The organism is Gilliamella sp. Choc4-2, from assembly GCF_001690355.1.
In the GTDB taxonomy this organism is placed as follows: Bacteria; Pseudomonadota; Gammaproteobacteria; order Enterobacterales; family Orbaceae; genus Gilliamella; species Gilliamella apicola_A.
In genome coordinates this window covers 47,531-68,271 of record NZ_LZHG01000054.1, presented here as the reverse complement: position 1 = coordinate 68,271, position 20,741 = coordinate 47,531, and the positions used below count along the sequence as shown (strand labels likewise).

At 34.4% G+C, this 20,741-nt stretch carries 18 protein-coding genes; 8 read left to right on the top strand and 10 right to left on the bottom strand.

Annotation, left to right across the window (positions count from 1 at the left end):
• The first annotated feature begins 88 nt into the window (after positions 1–88).
• Together A9G34_RS07305 and cobB are read left to right on the top strand one after the other, a co-directional pair.
• Positions 89–904, top strand: coding sequence for a hypothetical protein (locus A9G34_RS07305; RefSeq protein ID WP_065569326.1), 816 nt, complete (start codon positions 89–91; stop codon positions 902–904).
• A 56-nt stretch (positions 905–960) separates the two neighbouring features.
• The gene (gene cobB, locus A9G34_RS07300) at positions 961–1,644 is read left to right on the top strand and encodes a Sir2 family NAD+-dependent deacetylase (protein ID WP_065569325.1); all 684 of its coding nucleotides are present in this window, start codon (positions 961–963) and stop codon (positions 1,642–1,644) included.
• Here cobB and mtgA read toward each other — a convergent pair.
• Positions 1,641–2,345 carry a monofunctional biosynthetic peptidoglycan transglycosylase gene (mtgA, locus tag A9G34_RS07295; RefSeq protein WP_034947888.1) on the bottom strand — a complete coding sequence of 235 codons (705 nt, stop codon included), beginning with the start codon at positions 2,343–2,345 and terminating at the stop codon, positions 1,641–1,643. The genes cobB and mtgA overlap by 4 nt on opposite strands.
• Positions 2,346–2,634: 289 nt before the next feature.
• Complete coding sequence (gene mobB / locus A9G34_RS07290; protein WP_065569324.1) at positions 2,635–3,129, bottom strand: molybdopterin-guanine dinucleotide biosynthesis protein B; 495 nt, start codon at positions 3,127–3,129, stop codon at positions 2,635–2,637.
• 84 nt (positions 3,130–3,213) lie between these two features.
• On the opposite strand from mobB, the gene A9G34_RS07285 reads away from it, so the two are divergent.
• A complete protein-coding gene (locus A9G34_RS07285) occupies positions 3,214–4,242 on the top strand; it encodes a threonine aldolase family protein (RefSeq protein WP_065569323.1) in 1,029 nt (342 codons plus the stop codon).
• Positions 4,243–4,261: 19 nt separating this feature from the next.
• Here A9G34_RS07285 and mobA read toward each other — a convergent pair whose 3' ends face one another.
• Positions 4,262–4,855 carry a molybdenum cofactor guanylyltransferase MobA gene (mobA, locus tag A9G34_RS07280; protein ID WP_065569322.1) on the bottom strand — a complete coding sequence of 198 codons (594 nt, stop codon included), beginning with the start codon at positions 4,853–4,855 and terminating at the stop codon, positions 4,262–4,264.
• Between the two features lie 153 nt (positions 4,856–5,008).
• Between mobA and A9G34_RS07275 the strand changes: the two genes are divergently transcribed.
• Together A9G34_RS07275 and A9G34_RS07270 are read left to right on the top strand one after the other, a co-directional pair.
• Complete coding sequence (locus A9G34_RS07275) at positions 5,009–5,278, top strand: YihD family protein (protein ID WP_034947876.1); 270 nt, start codon at positions 5,009–5,011, stop codon at positions 5,276–5,278.
• A 13-nt stretch (positions 5,279–5,291) separates the two neighbouring features.
• A complete protein-coding gene (locus A9G34_RS07270; RefSeq protein ID WP_081295294.1) occupies positions 5,292–5,990 on the top strand; it encodes a DsbA family protein in 699 nt (232 codons plus the stop codon).
• Positions 5,991–6,177: 187 nt separating this feature from the next.
• Here A9G34_RS07270 and A9G34_RS07265 read toward each other — a convergent pair whose 3' ends face one another.
• Both A9G34_RS07265 and A9G34_RS07260 read right to left on the bottom strand, forming a co-directional pair.
• Positions 6,178–8,175, bottom strand: a complete 1,998-nt coding sequence (locus tag A9G34_RS07265; protein ID WP_255306770.1) for a MacB family efflux pump subunit — start codon at positions 8,173–8,175, stop codon at positions 6,178–6,180.
• On the bottom strand, positions 8,147–9,340 hold the full coding sequence (locus A9G34_RS07260) for an efflux RND transporter periplasmic adaptor subunit (protein WP_051825425.1): 1,194 nt from the start codon (positions 9,338–9,340) through the stop codon (positions 8,147–8,149). Before A9G34_RS07260 ends, A9G34_RS07265 begins: the two co-directional genes overlap by 29 nt.
• 263 nt (positions 9,341–9,603) lie before the next feature.
• Between A9G34_RS07260 and A9G34_RS07255 the strand changes: the two genes are divergently transcribed.
• Entirely contained in the window at positions 9,604–9,855 is a 252-nt protein-coding gene (locus tag A9G34_RS07255) for a YfhL family 4Fe-4S dicluster ferredoxin (protein ID WP_034947874.1), read from the top strand.
• Between the two features lie 7 nt (positions 9,856–9,862).
• On the opposite strand, the gene ispH is transcribed toward A9G34_RS07255, so the two are convergent.
• The 5 genes from ispH to folE form a co-directional block, all read right to left on the bottom strand.
• Positions 9,863–10,810 (bottom strand): 4-hydroxy-3-methylbut-2-enyl diphosphate reductase, encoded by a 948-nt coding sequence (gene ispH / locus A9G34_RS07250; RefSeq protein ID WP_034947872.1) that lies wholly within the window; start codon positions 10,808–10,810, stop codon positions 9,863–9,865.
• 1 nt (position 10,811) lies between these two features.
• Positions 10,812–11,282 carry a signal peptidase II gene (gene lspA, locus A9G34_RS07245; protein ID WP_034947870.1) on the bottom strand — a complete coding sequence of 157 codons (471 nt, stop codon included), beginning with the start codon at positions 11,280–11,282 and terminating at the stop codon, positions 10,812–10,814.
• A 103-nt stretch (positions 11,283–11,385) separates the two neighbouring features.
• Positions 11,386–14,193, bottom strand: coding sequence for an isoleucine--tRNA ligase (gene ileS / locus A9G34_RS07240; RefSeq protein WP_065569321.1), 2,808 nt, complete (start codon positions 14,191–14,193; stop codon positions 11,386–11,388).
• A gap of 37 nt (positions 14,194–14,230) precedes the next feature.
• Positions 14,231–15,169 carry a bifunctional riboflavin kinase/FAD synthetase gene (gene ribF / locus A9G34_RS07235; protein WP_065569320.1) on the bottom strand — a complete coding sequence of 313 codons (939 nt, stop codon included), beginning with the start codon at positions 15,167–15,169 and terminating at the stop codon, positions 14,231–14,233.
• A 179-nt stretch (positions 15,170–15,348) separates the two neighbouring features.
• Positions 15,349–16,008 (bottom strand): GTP cyclohydrolase I FolE, encoded by a 660-nt coding sequence (folE, locus tag A9G34_RS07230; RefSeq protein ID WP_034947864.1) that lies wholly within the window; start codon positions 16,006–16,008, stop codon positions 15,349–15,351.
• Between the two features lie 199 nt (positions 16,009–16,207).
• Here folE and polA point away from each other — a divergent pair, with 199 nt between their 5' ends.
• A complete protein-coding gene (polA, locus tag A9G34_RS07225; RefSeq protein ID WP_218055698.1) occupies positions 16,208–18,991 on the top strand; it encodes a DNA polymerase I in 2,784 nt (927 codons plus the stop codon).
• A 278-nt stretch (positions 18,992–19,269) separates the two neighbouring features.
• Positions 19,270–20,694: a glutamate--tRNA ligase gene (gene gltX / locus A9G34_RS07220; protein WP_065569318.1), complete on the top strand. Its 1,425-nt coding sequence runs from the start codon at positions 19,270–19,272 to the stop codon at positions 20,692–20,694.
• Positions 20,695–20,741: the final 47 nt, after the last annotated feature.

Here is a 20,741-nt window from a genome sequence, read left to right as displayed (position 1 = left end):
TTTTACTAAATAGTAGAATAGCTATGTTATAAACTCTATATAAAAAATAATGTAGTTATAAATACGGCCTTTAAGGTAACAATCTCAAATGAAGAAAAGAAAAACACAGTTATGGCTTGCATTGATTATTTATTTCATACTTTCCTTGCCCTGCTTTGCCGATCCCAAAGTGGTTCATGTTTTAGTGGCGCTTTGTGATAACAAATATCAAAAGATAGCACCTGTTCCAAAGGCGATAGGTAACGGTCAAGATCCCAAAAACAACCTTTATTGGGGGGCGGCTTATGGCTTTAAAACCTATTTTACTAAGCAAAAAGAGTGGCAAGTTGTACAAATTAATCAACCAAAGTCAGGAAAAATATTAGAAGAAATAATTTACAAACACCAAGACAAAGATATTTATCTAATTGCACAGGCGTATAATGGCAAATATATTAATGATACGGTTGATGATTTTATTGATTATTCAGCGGGCAAAAAGGCAATGCCGTTTAAATTAGCTAATAAAACGGTGATGGCAGGGGGAAGTGCAGATCTGGTTGTCTATATTGGTCATGATTCACTAATGGAATGGTCATGGAAAAAATATTTACCCGATAGCTGGCGCTGGGAAACGTTATCAAAAGAACAACAAGAAAAACAAAAATCACGTTATGCTGCAGTATTTGCTTGCAAAAGCCAACAATATTTTACACCACCACTATCGCGCCTAGGTATTACTCCCCTTATTTTGACTTTGCACCGTATGGCACCAGAAGCTTATAATGTGCACGCAATGATTAACAGTTGGTTAAATGGTGAATCAAAGGCTGATATTCGATTAAAAGTGGCAAGCACCTACAGTCAATATCAAAAACTCAGCAAGCCTGCTTTGCATATTTTTACCACAGAATACAGCCAATAACTGGCTAATATTTTGTTTTCAATAACCTTAGTTAAATTGTAAAGGTGTAATGAATTATGACAATACCAAAAATAGTTATTCTAACCGGTGCTGGTATTTCGGCCGAATCGGGTTTATCAACCTTTCGTGCCCAAAATGGATTATGGGAAGGTTATGATGTTAATGACGTGGCAACTTACGAAGGCTATATACGAAACCCAACAGCGGTACATGATTTTTATAATATGTTACGCCGTAAATTACAAAATCCAAACGTAAAACCTAACGCAGCTCACTTTGCACTGGCTGAATTAGAACAGAAATTAGGCAGTGAGCACGTTTTAATTATAACACAAAATGTGGATAACTTACATGAACAAGCTGGTTCTAAAAATATTATTCACATGCATGGTGAATTATTAAAAGTGCGTAATGAAAAAACAGGACAAATAATTGATTACTTTAACGATGTAAATTATCAACAAAACAAATTCATTCGCCCACATATAGTCTGGTTTGGTGAAATTCCGCTACAAATGGAACAAATTTATGATGCGCTTTCACAAGTTGATTATTTTATATCCATTGGCACATCAGGCAATGTCTATCCTGCTGCTGGGTTTGTACAAATTGCTAACCAAATGAGTGCTAAAACTATTGAGCTTAATTTAGAACCAAGCTTAGATCAAAGCCTTTTTCAAACTAAAATTTATGGCGTTGCAAGTAAAATAGTACCGAATTTTTTAGCAACATTAATTTAATTTTTAGTTTTTTTTATCTGATTCAAATATTGTTTACCACCAAGGTTATTTATTTGCATGCGAATCCATTGAGCCTTTTTTTGTATATTGACTGAAGGTTTGGCTGGATTCCATTTCCTCGGATTAGGAAGTGTTGCTGCAAGCAAGCTCGCTTGAGTAGGAGTTAATTGCTTAGCATTCACATTAAAATAGTGATACGAAGCAGCTTCAATACCAAATATACCATCTCCCCATTCAACACTGTTTAAGTAGATTTCCAAGATACGTTGTTTTGGCCAAATAAGCTCAATCCACAGTGTGAGCCAAGTTTCAATTCCTTTACGTATCCAACTACGAGATGACCATAAAAAAATATTTTTAGCTACTTGTTGGGTAATGGTGCTCGCACCTCGGATTTTTTTCTGTTTTTGATTATAGATAAGTGCTAGATTGATGGCATTAAAATCAAATCCCCAATGATTAGGAAAGTTTTGATCTTCTGATGCAATAACGGCTAATTTGATATTATCAGATATCTCATCCCAACTTTTCCAAATTCGCTGTTGCTTAACCTCCCAATTACTTATTTTTCTTTGTATCATTATCATTGAACTCAATGGATCAACCCAACGCATTACTACAATCAAAACAACAGATAATAGCATAAATCCAATTACCGTTTTTTTTGCAAAATTTAAAATCTTTTTAAATAATAAAGTCATGTAAACAGCATAAATTAAGAGTTGATATTAAAAATATAACATACAATTAAGCTATTTTTAGCTTATCCCTTTGATAGCAAAGAAAAATAGCTGTATTAAAAAATTGAAAGTAACTTACCTTAATTTTTTTTGCAAAATCAAGAAAAAATTAAATTATAATATTTTATATTTTATTAAATTAATTTTTTATTTGCTGAACATAAAACAGGCTTAAACATCTTTCTTTGTCAGATAAATTAAACGCAAAATGTCTTTAATATAGTTAGGATTAATGACGTTATTAAAAATCTCAATTAAGATATAAAAAGTTCTTTAAAAACTCTACAACTTTAATTGGCTGATTCAGATCAAGTTCTTTAATGGAAGAATTTAATGGTTCGTCACATGCAATAGCTATCGTAAACTGATCCATATAAAGTGGCTTTTGAATTATGCTTCTATGGCAGATAATTTTGGGTATATTTTCTTCTTTAAATCCTTCCACTAATATAATATCAACATTAGTAAACTGATTAATCAGCATTTGTAAATCGGTTGGATTATTGGGTGTCTCTTCAATTAATGCATAACGATTATCACATGCAATAATTGTTTGTGATGCCCCTGCTTTACGCAGTTCATAGCTATCTTTACCCGGAATATCTACTTCAATATTGTGGTGAGCATGCTTTAATATACCAACTTTGAAACCTTGTTTAATCAATAATGGGATGATTTTCTTTAGTAATGTTGTCTTACCGCTACCACTGTAACCACTAATTCCAATAATTTTTCTATTGTTCATAAACGCTCTGCCTTAACATGTTATATTGTAGTAAAATTGATATTACATTATTTTATACAAAATGGTTTGAATAAAGGTAATGATATGTATGATTTTTTGAATGATTATAACCAAACTGTGCATCCAGATTTACTTAAAGGCTTTATTGATATTACTCATAAAAAATTAAGTGGCTATGGGTTAGATTATTACTGTGAACAAGCAAAAGATAATATAAAAAAAACATTAAAATCACCTTATGCAGACATTCATTTTATGCATGGTGGAACTATTACTAATTTAACGGTAATTTCTCATATTTTAAGACCCTATCAAGCTGTAATTTCAACTGAAAGTGGACATATTAATGTGCACGAGGCAGGTGCAATCGAGGCAACAGGGCATAAAGTACTTACTGTAAAAACAGAAGATGGAAAATTAACACCTGAATTAATTAAGCCAATTTTAAAACACCATAGTGATGAGCATATGGTACAACCTAAGTTAATTTATATCTCAAATACGACAGAACTTGGCACAATTTATAGCAAACAAGAACTCAAAAAGTTATATCAGTTTTGTCAAAATAACCATCTCTATCTTTATTTAGATGGAGCACGGTTAGCAATGGCATTAGCGTCAAAGGATAACGATATAACCTTTCCTGATTTAGCTAAATATACAGATGTATTTTATATAGGCGGTACTAAAGTAGGGGCTTTTGCTGGTGAAGCGCTGGTATTTAATAACCTGTCGATTAATCAAGGCTTCCGATTTAGTATGAAACAAAAAGGAGCAATTCTTGCTAAAAGTTGGATTGTTGGTGTACAAATGAATACCCTGATGCAAAATAATCTATATATTAAACTTGGCAAACAAAGTAATGACATGGCCGATAAGCTAAAAACACTATTTGAAAATGCAGGTTTGACTTTTAAAGCTAAACCACAAACTAACCAGTTGTTTGTCAATTTTCCTAATAAAGTTGCGAAAAAAATATTGGATTATTACTCAGTCGATAATCTTGGGCAAACAGACAATAAACATATTTGTTTAAGATTTTGTACTTCATGGGCAACCCAAGATGCAGAAATAGATAATTTCGCTAAACAGATGAAAAAATGGATTAAATAAAATTGTAATATTTAATCTATTAACTTATCAATACGTCTATTTGATTTACCTTTTCAAGCATTTGTGGCGTATTGATATTGATAAAACAAGTAGAATTATCACTAAAATCAACCGCAATAGCATTGATTTCTTCTAGAAACAACATTAGTTTACGCTCACCTTTTTCTAAGAAAGCTTTAAGCGGGGCTAATACTACTTTATGAATCAATAAAATGGTTGGGTGGTTATATTCATTATCAAATGGATAAATAGCTTTATGAGTATCTATATGTTTTCCTAAACGTAGGATTAAATCATTGGGTAAATAAGGGGTATCACAACTAACAAATAAATTCCAATCAGTTGTACTATGCAATAACCCACTATAGATACCTGCGAGTGGCCCTAAATTACCCGATAAATCATCAGAAAATATAGGATAACCAGCAAGTTGGTATTGTGTAAAATGTCGATTACAGTTAATCATAATCAAATCAACTTGAGGTTTTATACGGTCAATTACGTGCTGATAAAGTGGTTTTCCCTTTAATAACAATAAGCCTTTATCTTCCCCCCGCATTCTTGTACTTCTTCCTCCGGCTAAAATGATCGCAGTAATGGACAATTTTTTCATGAATTATTTCTCTTTTTACATTGCGAAAAAACAAAATAACATTACTATATAACAAAGTTATTTCAAGTTGCAGAAAATAATTTTTTTTTAAATATATGTCTAAAGTAAATTATCACCTTCAACACTGTTAAAGGCTTAAAAAAGGTATTGATTATGAAATGTCATCGTATTGATGAAGTAATGGAGCTATTACAGCCAGCTTGGGAAAATGATTCTGATTTTAACTTATTACAGTTTTTAGATAAGCTTGGGCAAGAAGCTGGTTTTGAAGGCGAATTAAAAGATCTTAGTGATGAAGTTTTAATTTATCATTTAAAAATGCGCGGTTCGGATAAAAATGAAGTTATCCCGGGATTGAAAAAAGATTATGAAGATGATTTTAAAACCGCGCTTTTAAAAGCTCGCGGGATTATTAAAGAATAAGGAGAATTGTTATATGAAAAAAACGCTCATTGTTATGGGAATATTACTATCATCTGCAAGTAGTTTTGCAGAAGAAACAAAAAAAGAATTAAAATCTGAAGCATTACAAACAGTAGCCATTACAACTTCATCAGCACCAATTGAAGCAGGTAAACAATATATTACATTACCTACTTCCCCATCACCCGATAAAGAAGTGATCGAGTTTTTTTCATTTAATTGCCCTAGTTGTTTTAGATTTGAAACACAATATCATGCTACCAAAATTATTGATGATAGTTTACCTGAGGGTATAAAAATTAAACGTTATCATTTAGAAGATTTTGGTCCACTGGCAAAAGATCTTGCTCAAGCATGGGCGATTTCAAATATACTTGGTATTGAAGATAAAGCATCACAAGCCCTCTATTATGCAATCCAGAAAGATCATTCAATAAAAACGGCTGATGATATCAAAACTGTTTTTGCTAAGTTAGGGATTGACGGTGAAACTTATGATAAAACTAAAAACAGCTTTTTAGTAAAAGCTTTTATGGCACAGCAGGCTACTGCTATTAAAGAGCTACAACCAAAGAGCATTCCGACAGTTATTGTAAACCGTAAGTTTTACATTAACACACAAGGGCTTGATTCTTCAAGTGAGGAAGCATTTATAAAAGATTACGCTAGAGTAACATCGTTTCTTATTGGCTTAGATCCAAATAAAAAATAAAAGAATATTCAAAACAAAAATAGTTTACTTTGTTAATGATTATCCTTGATATTGAGCTGTTCTTGAAAGCCATGCTCATATTAGAAAAACTCATTATCCAATGATAACATTAATATTTATTTCATTAAAAATTTAAATCCCTTTATACAATCATATAATACAAAGGGATTTAAATTTTATTAAGCTATCATTCACGTTCTAAGGCATAAATAGGATCTAATTGTGCTGCGCGTCTAGCAGGGAAATAACCAAAAATAATACCAATTATACTTGAGAAACTAAATGCCGCTACAATAGCTGTTGCAGAGAAATTCATTGCAAATGATGTAACAACAGAATTAAAAATAAATCCAATAGCAAACGAGAGTATAATACCTATTGTTCCGCCAATTAAACATACTAATACAGCTTCAATTAAAAATTGCTGTAATATGTCACTTGACCGAGCACCAACAGCCATACGTACGCCAATTTCTCGTGTTCTTTCTGCGACCGATACTAGCATAATATTCATTACCCCGATGCCACCAACAATAAGTGAAATGAGTGCAATAGCCGAAACCAAGAGTGTCATAACCCAAGCTGATGAGTTAATGGTTTCTCGTATATTGTCTGAGTTAAAAATAAAAAAATCTTTTGTTCCATGTCGTTTTAACATAATTTGATTGATAGCTTGTTCTGCAATTGATAAATCGACATTATCTTTAACCCGTACTGTGATGCTTTTTAACGAAGTTTGACCCACCATACGATTAATCACAGTGGTATAAGGTAACCAAATATTCAAGTTTTCATTACTACCAAACCCTTGTTGTTGTTTAGTGGCAACGCCAATGATTCTTACGGGTAATTGACCGGCCATTAAAATTTTTCCAATAGGGTTTTGATCTGCAAATAGTCGCTTAACGGTATTTTCATCAATTACTGCATCTTGTGCTGAAGTAATAATACTTGTTGCATCAAACGATTTTCCTTGAGAAATCGTATAACCACGAACTGCAAAGAATTGCTCTCCAACACCATTTACTGTTCCTGTCACAGCTAAATTGTTAATTCGAAAATAAACACCCATAGAAAGGTTTGGCGTGGTGCTGTGAACAAAACTTTGTTGAGCCAAAAAATCGGCATCAGATGAGCGTAATGTAGTAATTTTATCCGCATTACGATCACCAAATCCCGATCCTGCATAGATTTCTAACGTGCTAGTTCCTAACGAGTTAATGTTAGATAAAATTTTTTGCTTTGTACCTTGTCCTAATGCAACAACAGAGACTACCGAGGCAATACCAATAATTATGCCTAACATGGTTAAAAAGGTCCGTAATCGCTGCGAACGCATTGATAACATAGCCATTTTAAAAGCATCTCGAAAACGGTAATATTTTGCCAGTAGATTATCTTGAGTTCTGGTTGCTTCGATTTGCTTAACTTGCCGATTATCATTTTGTTCAGATTGATAATTAAGGTTAATAGAATCAGAAATGATATTACCGTCACTAATTTCAACAATCCTTTGGGCACTTTGGGCAATATTTGAATCGTGGGTAACAATAATAACTGTGTGACCTTGTTGATGTAATTCTTGTAATATAGCCATTACTTCTAAACCACTTTTGCGGTCGAGTGCTCCTGTTGGTTCATCAGCTAAAATGATTTGTCCACCGTTAATTAAAGCTCTAGCAATACTGACTCGCTGTTGTTGCCCTCCAGATAACTGGTTAGGTTTGCTGTCTATTTTTTCGGCAAGACCTAATCGTGTTAAAATTTCGTTCGCTCTTTTTTGACGTTGTTCATTGGTAACACCAGCATAAATAGCAGGGATTTCTACATTGCCTTGTGCGGTTAATGCATTTAATAAATGGTAACGTTGAAAGATAAAACCAAAATGCTCACGGCGTAATTGAGCTAACTCATCAGGTGACAATTGACTTGTTGTGCGCCCTCCAATGGAATAAGTGCCTAAGGTCGGTTTATCTAAACAGCCTAGAATATTCATCAAAGTGGATTTACCCGATCCTGATGCGCCAATAATCGCCACCATTTCACCCGCATTAATTGTCAGATTTATGCTTTTAAGAACCTGTATGGTTGAATCGCCTGCTGGAAATTCACGAACAATATTCTCAAGCTTAATAAGAGGTATATTATTGACCATATTAGAATCGAATCCTTGGGGCTCTTGCATTATTAACACCTAGTGAAGCACCATTAGTGCCACTGACCACAACCATATCACCCTCTTTAATCCCCGATTTTATTTCAACATTGACATTATTATCGATACCCAAAGTAACTTCGTGTTCTTCGATATCATTATGTTTATTTAATAGGTAAATAATGGCTTTATTATTACCTAATTTTTTTTGAATTGCTTGAGATGGAATGGTTAGTACATCTTTTGCCTCAGACAAGACAATATAAACTTGCGCTGTCATTGAAATTCTTAAAACATGGTCAGGATTATCTACATCAAATAGTCCATTATAATAAATTGCGCTTTTTGTTGTTGATAATGAGCTTGACGAGGTTGTTTCGGTATTAATTGAGTCAGGTGCAGGCTCTATAGCCCTTAGTGTTAAACCATCAAAACGTCTATTAGGTTGACCTAAAATGGTAAAGTAAACAGGCATTCCTTTTTTTACATTGATCACATCGGCTTCAGAAATTTGCGCTTCAATAGTCATTTTATCAAGCTGTGCGACTTTAACAATAGTTGGTGCACTTTGAACAGAGTTAACCGTTTGCCCTTCATTGACTGGAATTGCAACAATCACTCCATCAATGGGAGAGCGAATTTTAGTATATCCCAAATTAACCTTGGCGGTATCGACAGCAATTTGTGCTTTAACAATATCAGCATCAAGTGCTGCAATATCGGCTTTGATTGCATCAAGTTCGGCTTTTGCCGCATCTAAATCCGATTGAATGCCAACGCCTTTATGAACGAGTTTGTACTGGCGATCATAGGTTAACTGATAGTTAACTAATCTCGCTTTTTTTGCTTGACGTTGTGCCTCTAAACTATTAAGTGAAGCTTCAGATTGTTTTAAATCATTGCTTTGTTTAAGATCGTCAATCTCAGCAATCATATCGCCTTGTTTAACTTCATCGCCCAACTCAACATAAAGTTTTTTAATTTGTCCAGAAACTTGTGCCCCTACGCTAACTTGTTTAAAAGCACTAATAGTACCATCGGCTAATACCGTTTTCTCAATATTACCTTTGGTAACCGGTGAGGTAATATAATTAATCGTCGATTCTGAAGGGGAAATAATTAAATATGCAAAATGTATGATTGCAATAATAATGATTGCCACAACTATATATTTAAATTTAATAAATTTTAACAACCTTTTTCATCCTTTAATTTTTTTGCTATTATGTTAGCATTGTATAGTAATAAATTAGTTGGCATTGATAACTATTCTTAATAAATTGTAATAATTACGAAAATTAACTAGCACAATTTATTTAAAATTTATCTGAAAATCCACATTCAAACTATTAAATTATTATCTATTTAATCAATGATTAAACAATCTTTATTCGGATTTATTTTGTATTGCGCTATAATGGCACAAATTTTTACTAAGTTGATAAAGATAATACAGAAATGGCATTAAAAATAACTAACAAGTGTATTAATTGTGACATGTGTGAACCAGAGTGCCCTAATGAAGCTATTTCAATGGGCTTTGATATATACGAAATTGATTACAATAAATGTACAGAGTGTGTTGGTTATTATGATCACTCAACTTGTCAACGAGTTTGCCCAATTCAAAATGCTATTATTGCAGATCCTGAACATATTGAAACACATGAACAATTGTTAGCTAAATTTAAAGTACTAAAAAATTCTTGAAAATACATTAAATTGATTTCACTTCAACCCGTAGCTCTTTCGGAATTTCAAATGTTATATTTTCTAAACTGCCATTCGTTTCAATTAATGTAGTACAACCTAAGCTTTTTAAATGAGTAATAACTTGTTGTACTAAAATATCCGGAGCTGAAGCTCCTGCCGTAACACCCACAATATGTGCGTTAATTAGCCACTCTTCTTGAATATCAGATGCAAAATCAATTAGGTAAGCTTGTTTACTATTTCGCCTTGCCAGCTCAGCTAAGCGATTAGAATTCGAAGAGTTTTTTGAACCCACAACAAGTACAATATCAGCTTGTGTTGAAAGCTGTTTAACTGCCTGCTGGCGATTAGTTGTGGCATAACAGATATCATTTTTACGGGGACTGCGAATATTAGGAAAACGCTTTTTTAAAGCAGTAATGATTTCGGCTGTATCATCAACTGATAACGTGGTTTGAGTGGTAAAGCAAAGGTTATTTTCGTTTTTTACCTGTAGATTTTGTACATCATCAATTGATTCAATTAAATAGATGCCTCCTTCAGGATTGTTATATTGTCCCATGGTGCCATCAACCTCGATATGACCAGCATGACCGATTAAAATAACCTCCTCACCACGATAACTGGATCTAGCCACTTCCATATGTACTTTGGTTACAAGGGGACACGTGGCATCAAAAACACGGAGTTTACGTTGTTTGGCATCGTCTCGGACCGCTTTAGAAACACCATGCGCTGAGAAGATAAGAATAGTATCATCAGGAACTTCACTAATATCCTCGATAAAAATCGCCCCTAATTTTTTTAAGCGATTGACCACATAGCGGTTATGTACAACTTCATGGCGGACATAAACCGGGGCCCCAAAGAGTTCTAATGCTCGCTCAACGATAGTAATAGCACGATCAACACCGGCACAAAAACCACGCGGATTAGCTAAAATAATTTTCATATTACTCAGTCTTTTTGTTTTTTCTAAAACTACTAAGGATAAATAATCCAATACCAATACAAATTGCACAGTCTGCAATATTAAAAGTTGGATAATGCCAATGACCAAAATTGACATCAAAAAAGTCAATTACAAAGCCATGATACAGGCGATCGAATAGATTACCTAATGCACCACCTAAAATAAGTGATAATGAAAAATTTTCCAATTTTTTGCTACACGAATTACGATATAGCATATGTATAATTGCGGTACTAATAATTAAGGCAATAGTAACAAGCATCTCACGTTGCCCTTCAAAAATACTAAATGCCGCACCAATGTTACGTACATAAGTGATAGAGAAGAAGGGTAAAAGGTTTAATGATTCAAATAGTGAGAATTGATCTATAATTAAAAATTTGCTTGCAATATCAATCACAAAAATCACAATTGTAACAAGTAACCAGTAAAGCCCATTATCTTTTTTCATATAGTCTGCTCATTATTATATTTCCGCCGACGAATTGCCGGCGGAAAATAGGGATATTTCTTACAGCGCTAAATCTTAGCACTATTATCTGTTTTGATTTTTATTATGCAAAATGTCTAACTTCACCATTACCGTGAATGTTTTGTTCACAACGTTTACATAAATGCGTTGTTGGCTCATTGTCTGTTGTATAATGCCAGCAACGAGGACATTTATCACCTTGCGCTTTAGCTAATTCAATTTTAAGACCTTGAATATCACTTTGAACGGCATTTGCTGACGCTGCTTGTAAAGGTTTTACACTCGCTTGTGAAGTGAGTAAAACAAAACGCAATTCATTGTCCAACTTAGTTAATGCGGTAGCGATCGCTTCATCAGCATAAAGCGTAACAGCTGCTTCAAGCGCACCACCAATCACTTTATCATTACGGCCTTGTTCAAGCACTTTATTCACTTCACTACGAATGGCTAAAATCTGAGCCCAATATTCACTATTTAATGCTTCGCTTTCTGGCAATGTAAATAGTGCTGTATACCACTCATCTTCAAAAACAAATTCTTGTTTATCAGCCATTGGTAAATATTGCCAAATTTCATCAGCAGTGAATGATAAAATAGGTGCAATCCAACGAACCATTGCTTGCGCAATATGATATAAAGCGGTTTGGCAACTGTGACGGGCAATACTATCACTTTTCGCTGTGTACTGGCGATCTTTAATAATATCTAAATAAAATGATCCCATTTCGATTGAGCAAAATTGCATAATACGTTGTACGACTTTATGGAAATCATAATTTTCATAAGCCTGGATAATTTGTTCTTGTGCTTCTTTTGCCATACTAACTGCCCAGCGATCAAGAACGACCATATCCTCTGGTTTTACCATATTTTTAACTGGATCAAAACCATTTAAATTTGCTAGTAAAAAACGTGCGGTATTACGAATACGGCGATAACTATCGGCAGCTCGTTTGATGATTTCATCAGAATAGTTCATTTCTCCAGAATAATCTGTTGAAGCAATCCATAAACGTAAAATATCGGCACCAAGTTTATTCATTACATCTTGTGGAGTAACAATATTACCAAGCGATTTTGACATTTTACGTCCTTGTCCATCGACAACAAAACCATGCGTTAACACTTGTTTGTAAGGTGCTTTATTATCAATTGCTGTTGATAACATTAATGAAGACATAAACCAACCACGATGTTGATCTGAGCCTTCTAAGTACATATCAGCTTCATGCCCTTCAAATTCTGGTCGAGTGCGAACCACTGATGAAAAAGTAGATCCTGAATCAAACCAAACATCTAACGTATCAGGTACTTTACGATAATCATCAGCATCAGGACCTAAAAGATCTTTAATATCAGCATCCCACCAAGCTTGAATGCCATCTTTTTCAACTAACTGTGCGACTTTTTCCACTAATGCTAGTGTATCTGGATGAAGTTCTTCGGTCTCTTTGTGAACAAACAACGTCATAGGTACACCCCATGTGCGTTGGCGAGAAATACACCAATCAGGGCGATTAGCAACCATAGTTTCAATGCGTGCTTGTCCCCAATCAGGGATCCAACGAACTTGTTTAATTTCTTTTAATGATTGGGTTCGCAGACCTTGTTTATCCATGCTAATAAACCATTGTGGTGTTGCACGATAAATAACAGGTGTTTTATGGCGCCAACAACATGGATAGCTATGTTCAATATTTTCAAAGTGTAATAGTGCATCATGTTCTTTTAATATTTCAACAACCACTTTATTTGCTTTGAACACAAATAGACCATCTAGCCCTGCCCCTGTTCCTGGTAAATAACAGCCATTACCACCAACTGGATTTGCCACTTCAAGACCATATTTTTGACCGACCATAAAGTCTTCTGTACCATGGCCCGGTGCGGTATGCACAGCCCCTGTACCCGCATCAATTGTAACGTGTTCGCCAAGTACAATAGGCTCATCAAAATCAAGGAATGGGTGTTTAAAGCGTAATAATTCAAGCGCATTACCTCGGCAAGCGCCTAAGATTTTCCAATCGATGATATTTGCTCGTTTCATCACAGCTTCAACTAAATCAGCAGCTAAAATTAAACACTCTTTATCATTGATTTGAACTAATTGATATTCAAAATCAGCATTTAAAGCTATCCCTCGGCTAGCTGGTAACGTCCAAGGCGTGGTTGTCCAGATAACAACATAAATGGTTAAATCAGTATTGATATCAAATTTACTTGCTACGGCTTGATTATCAACCGCTTTAAATTTTACATCAATGGCTGGCGATGATTTATCATAATATTCAACTTCTGCTTCAGCCAATGATGACATACAATCGGTACACCAATAGACAGGTTTGGCACCTTTAACTAAATGACCATTTTTAATTACTTTACCTAAAGCACGAATAATATTGGCTTCGGTATCATAATTCATTGTAAGGTAAGGGTTTTGCCAATCACCAAGAACACCCATGCGAATAAAATCGGCTTTTTGCAGTTCAACTTGTGAAGCGGCATAATCGCGGCAGATTTGACGAAATTCAGCAGGTGTTACCTTTACGCCTGGTTTGCCAACTTGCTCTTCTACTTTTTGCTCAATTGGTAAACCATGACAATCCCATCCTGGAATATACGGAGAATCATAACCACTTAAACTTTTTGATTTGATAATAATATCTTTAATTATTTTATTAACTGCATGACCTATATGAAGTTTTCCGTTTGCATAAGGAGGACCATCATGTAAAATAAACGCTTTTTTGCCTTTTTTCACTTGTCGAATCCTTTGATAAAGCTCTTTATCGTACCAATTTTGCAACATAACTGGTTCACGTTTAGCAAGGTCACCTCGCATCGGGAATCCAGTTTCCGGTAAATTCAATGTATTTTTATAGTCTGTCATGCTGATTTATTCCAGTTAATTTTGTTGATACTAGTTTTTAATTAGTTAATTGTGCACTGATCTTTTTCGCAGTGCAAACATCTAGTGCAATTTGTTGTTTTAATTCTGCTAATGAGTCAAATTTTTTCTCATCGCGTAATTTTTTGATGAACGTTATGTCTAAATATTGTCCATATATATTACCCGAAAAGTCAAAAAGGTTTACTTCAAGTATTGCGGTTTTTCCGTTAATAGTTGGTCTTATCCCAATATTGGCAATACCGTGATAATGCTGATTATTGCAGATATTTTTGACTTTAACGAAATAGACTCCTTGCAGTGCAGGCTTTTTTCGATGCAAGTGAATATTTGCCGTTGGAAATCCCAATTCCCTTGCTAAAGCATTGCCATGGACTACACGACCTTGAATTGTATAATTGCGGCCTAATAGGCAATGAGCCAATTCAAAATCACTATTCAAAAGTGCTTGACGAACAGCAGTACTACTTATACGAAAATTATTCCAAACAAATGTTGGTATGCTTTCTACTACAAAATCATGATTACGAGAATATTGTTCGAGAAGATTGATATCCCCTTTACGTTCAGATCCGAACCGAAAATCATCTCCAATTGTAATATATTTAGCTTTTAACTTATTAATCAACCAATCTTGAATAAAATGATCGGCAGACATATTGGCAAAAGTTTGGGTAAATGGAATAGCAATAATATAGTCAATACCTAATTTTTCAATAAAAATAACTTTTTCATAAAATGAAGTTAAGCGTGACGGCGCATTATCTTGGGCAAAAAACTCTAGTGGCTGCGGCTCAAATAACATCACAACTGAGGGTAAATTTAATTTTTTCCCTTGTTTAATAAGATGATGAATTAATTGCTGATGTCCTAAATGTATGCCATCAAAATTGCCCAGTGTCAGTACACATTGAGTAAATTGATTTTTTAAATTTGCAATGCCTCGGATAATCTTCATGAAAAAAGTGCTGTTTATCAATGGTTATATTTATCTTAAATAGCCGAGAATTATACCAATCTTTCTTGAAGATGCACGTACTATAAAGATAGTTTATATTAATGTTTTACTTTTGTTATAAAAATATATCTAGTTTTAAAAAGTGCCATAATTACAACAGGTAAACAATCGTTAACTGCTTAATAATGATTTAAAGCTCGTAAGAATTCTTGTCGGGTACTTGGATTAGTTTTAAATCCGCCACCAAGGGCTGTTGTGGTGGTAATACTGCTAGAATCCTTAATACCACGTGCTTTTACACAATAGTGAGTTGCGTCAATTGAAACAGCAACATTAACTGTTCCGAGTAAAGTTTGTAGTGCAATTAAAATTTGCTGAGTTAACCTTTCTTGTACTTGTGGTCGTTGTGAAAAGAACTCAACAATACGATTAATTTTAGACAATCCAATCACTTTATCTTTCGGAATATAAGAAACCGTTGCTTTACCATCAATTGTGACAAAATGATGCTCACAAACACTGGTTAAAGTGATGTCACGAACGGTTATCATTTCGTCTACTTGCATTTTATTTTCGATTAACGTGATTTTTGGGAAATTTTCATAATAAAGACCTGAAAAGATCTCATCAACATACATTTTGGATACTCGATGCGGGGTTTCTGCCAAGCTGTCATCATTCAAATCAAGTTCCATGAGCTTCATAATTTCACGAAAATGAGCTTCAATTTTGCTTTTACGCTCATGACTATCCATTACTAAACGGCAGGATGGAGTTTCAAGATTTTTATCAGCGAGTGCTTCTTTGACTTTTTGCGCAGCAAGACTTAATTCTGTCATTTATTAAATACTCAAGCAAAAATAGATGGAATATTATATAACAGTTATAGGGCAAGATATAGTTTTTACTTGTGGTTTTATATTGGAACGTATAGTAATCTGAAACTTTTTTACACTATATTATTAGTGATGATAAGAATATTATGGCTAAATATAGGTTATACTGTTCACTATCGTGTTGAATAATGATTGAGTAACTATGATGTCAAACAAAACGCCGATTATCTTAATTGATGGATCTTCTTATCTTTACCGTGCTTTTTTTGCATGCCCACCGTTAACTAATGCCAAAGGTGAACCAACAGGGGCTATTTTTGGTGTGATTAATATGATTCGTAGCTTGCTTAACCAATACAACCCTACGCATATTGCCGTGGTTTTTGACGCTAAAGGTGGCTCCTTCCGTAACGAGATTTATTCTGAGTATAAAGCAACGCGTGAAGCAATGCCTGAAAACCTTCGCCCTCAAATTGAGCCCATTCATACTATATTAAAAGCTATGGGCTTACCTCTACTTTGTATTGAAGGAGTTGAAGCTGATGATGTAATTGGGACATTAGCTAGGCAAGCAGAAAAAGAGAATTTAGAAGTATTAATTAGCACTGGTGATAAAGATATGGCGCAATTGGTCAGTGATAAAATTACACTAATTAATACTATGAATAATGTGGTACTTGATCCACAAGGGGTGATAAATAAATTTGGTGTTCCTCCTGAAAAGATTATTGATTATTTAGCTTTAAGAGGCGATTCATCCGATAACATTCCAGGTGTACCTGGTGTCGGTGAAAAAACTGCTCAGAGTTTATTAGCTGAGTTTGATAGTATAAAAGATATTTATAATCGATTAGATGATATTGAAAAATTATCGATCCGAGGTGCGAAATCATTAAAACAAAAATTAATTGATAATCATAAAGAAGCTGAACTTTCTTATTTACTAGCAACGATAAAAACTGATGTTAAATTAGATTTTACTAATGACCAACTGATGGTGAGTAATATTGATATTAATGCACTTGCTGAATTATTTGATAATTATGGATTTCATCGTTGGCGAAAAGAGTTAACTACAGGTACTTTTTTAAAACAGCAGAAAAATGCCGTAGTAAATACCACCGATAATTTATCACTATTTTCGGTAGATGAACAGCTAGCTTTTCAGAAAAACAAAGAGGCTGATTATCAATGTATATTAACTAATGAACGGTTAGATGAATGGGTTACAAAATTAACTAATTGTAAGCAATTTTCTTTTGATACCGAGACCGATAGTATAGATCATGTGCATGCTAAATTAGTTGGCATATCACTAAGTGTTATACCTCATCAAGCAGCTTATATTCCACTTGCACACCAATACTTAGGTGCACCCAAGCAGCTATCGTTAGATCAAGTATTAGCTAAATTAAAACCAGTATTTGAAAATCCCAAAATCAAAAAAATCGCCCAAAATGCCAAGTACGATTATAGTGTATTGGCGAATTATGGTATTAAAGTACAAGGGATTGCTTTTGACACTATGCTTGAATCTTACGTACTAAATAGCACAGAACGTCACGATATGGACAGTATGGCAAACCATTACTTAAATTATAAAACAATTACCTTTAATGAATTGACTAAGTTAGATAAAAAACAACTCACTATTGACGAGATTGATGTGGAAAAAACCACGCAATATGCAGCTGAAGATGCTGATATTACTTTGCAATTGCATGAAAAATTATGGCCAGAGCTAGAAAAATACCAAGAATTAACAAAGTTATTTTCTGATATTGAAATGCCACTTGCGATTGTGCTTGCCGAAATGGAAAGAACCGGTGTACTGGTCGATGCTAAACAACTAAATGACTATTCTAATGAATTAGCTAAAAAGCTATTGCAAATTGAAGCAGAATTACAGTTTCTAGCTGGTGAAAAATTTAATCCTGCCTCACCTAAACAGATACAAACTATTCTATTTGATAAACACAATTTACCGATCTTGAAAAAGACGCCAAAAGGAGATCCTTCAACCAGTGAAGAAGTATTAAGTGAACTGGCTAATCAGTACGAACTCCCACGCATGATTCTGTTTTATCGTGGACTAGCCAAATTAAAAAATACTTATACCGATAAATTACCATTGATGATAAGTCCAATCGATCATCGTATTCATACTAATTATAATCAAATTGGTACAGTAACTGGAAGGTTATCGTCGAATGATCCGAATTTACAAAATATTCCAGTTCGTAATGAAGAAGGACGGCGAATTCGCCAAGCATTTATTGCGCCAAAAGGTTATAAAATTATTTCAGCTGATTATTCACAAATTGAACTACGTATCATGGCACATCTATCACAAGATAAAAGCTTACTTAACGCTTTTGCCCATGATAAAGACGTTCACCGCGTAACCGCTAGTGAAATATTAAGCAAACCAGAATCAGAAATCAGCTCTGAAGAGAGGCGGCGTGCTAAAGCGGTTAATTTTGGTTTGATTTATGGAATGAGTGCTTTTGGCTTATCAAAACAGATTAATATAGCCCGTAAAGAAGCGCAGTTTTATATTGATCGTTATTTTGAGCGTTACCCCGGTGTTCAGAAATATATGGAAGAAACTCGCCAATGTGCAGCGGAACAAGGTTATGTTGAAACTTTATCAGGTCGACGTTTATATCTTCCAAAAATTACTTCAACAAATAATATTGAAAAACGTAGCGCTGAGCGAGCAGCTATTAATGCACCAATGCAAGGAACTGCAGCCGATATTATTAAAACAGCCATGATTAAGGTAAGCGAATGGATAAAAAGCTTACCTGTAGGTAATATTAGAATGGTTATGCAAGTACACGATGAGTTAGTATTTGAAGTAAAAGAAGAATTAGTTGAGCAATATAAAGCTCAGATAAAATCAATCATGGAAAATTGCTATCACCTATCTGTACCATTAAAAGTGGATGTCGGTGTGGGTAATAATTGGGATGAAGCGCATTAATCATACTAAACCCGTGCCAAATAAATCAGCCTTAAAAAATAACTAAAGGCTGATTTTATGCTTAACCAATTGCTTTAATAAAACTTTTTACAAATTATATATTAACTTTCTAACATGAATCGAACTATTGCCGAAACCTTTAGGCGTGTTAGAATAGGCAACTAAAATGAGTGAATATCAAAATGTTATCCTATTGATTGATATTTTCGAATTAAAAAAGAGCGCAAATCACCGCTTTGTGGTATCAGCTTCGTTTCTGTTTTTATTAGGATTATTTCATGAAAATTAAAACCCGTTTTGCTCCAAGCCCAACTGGCTATTTGCATGTAGGTGGTGCACGAACAGCACTTTATTCTTGGCTATATACTCGTCATGCAAAAGGCTCGTTTGTACTGCGCATAGAAGATACCGATCTTGAGCGCTCAACGCCTGAAGCGATTGAAGCAATAATGGAAGGTATGAATTGGTTAAAATTATCATGGGACGAAGGTCCTTATTATCAAACTAAACGTTTTGATCGTTATAATCAAGTCATTGATGAAATGTTAGCCAAAGGTACAGCTTATCGCTGCTACTGTTCTAAAGAACGTCTTGAAAAATTGCGTGAAGAGCAAATGGCCAAAGGTGAAAAAGCGCGCTACGATGGGCATTGCCGTTGTGCTTCAGTACAACAAGAGCATACTCATGATGAGCCACATGTTGTTCGTTTTGCTAACCCTACTGATGGCACTGTTATTTTTAATGATTTAATCCGTGGTCCAATTGAGATTGCTAATAAAGAGCTTGATGATCTTATTATTCGCCGCACTGATGGTTCACCAACTTATAATTTCTGTGTTGTTGTCGATGATTGGGATATGGAAATTACCCATGTTATTCGTGGTGAAGATCACATTAACAACACACCTCGCCAGATCAATATCCTAGAAGCATTAGGTGCACCAATTCCTAAATATGGTCATGTATCGATGATTTTAGGAGATGATGGACAAAAACTATCTAAACGTCACGGAGCGGTTAGTGTCATGCAATATCGTGATGATGGTTACTTGCCCGAAGCATTACTTAACTATTTAGTGCGTCTTGGTTGGTCACACGGTGATCAAGAGATATTCTCTGTTCCTGAAATGATTAGCTATTTTTCATTAGATGCGGTTAGCAAATCAGCCAGTGCCTTTAATACTGAAAAATTACTTTGGTTAAATCACCATTATATCAATCATCTTGATGCGGATTATGTTGCTCAACATTTAATTTGGCATATGAACCAACAAAGATATGATTTATCAAAAGGTCCAGATCTTATCACTATTATTAAGTTATTTGGTGAACGTTGTAAAACGCTTAAAGAGATGGCTGAATCATGTGCTTATTGCTATCGAGATTTTGAAGATTTTGATGTCGATGCGGCTAAAAAACATTTGCGCCCAGTCGCCAAAGAGCCATTAGAAACAATTAAAGCAAAAATTGAAGCTATTGCTGACTTTGATTGGCAAATTGATAAAATTCACCATGCGATTGAAGCAACTGCAACCGAACTTAATGTTGGTATGGGTAAAGTTGGTATGCCATTACGCGTTGCTGTAACAGGTATCGGGCAATCGCCATCGGTTGATGCTACTATTTTTGCGGTTGGTAAAACCCGTACTCTTGATCGAATTGATAAAGCACTAGTTTATATTGCTCAACGAGAACAAGCATAATAAGAACAGTATCATTTTATTGCCGGATGATATTGTAATCTGGCAAT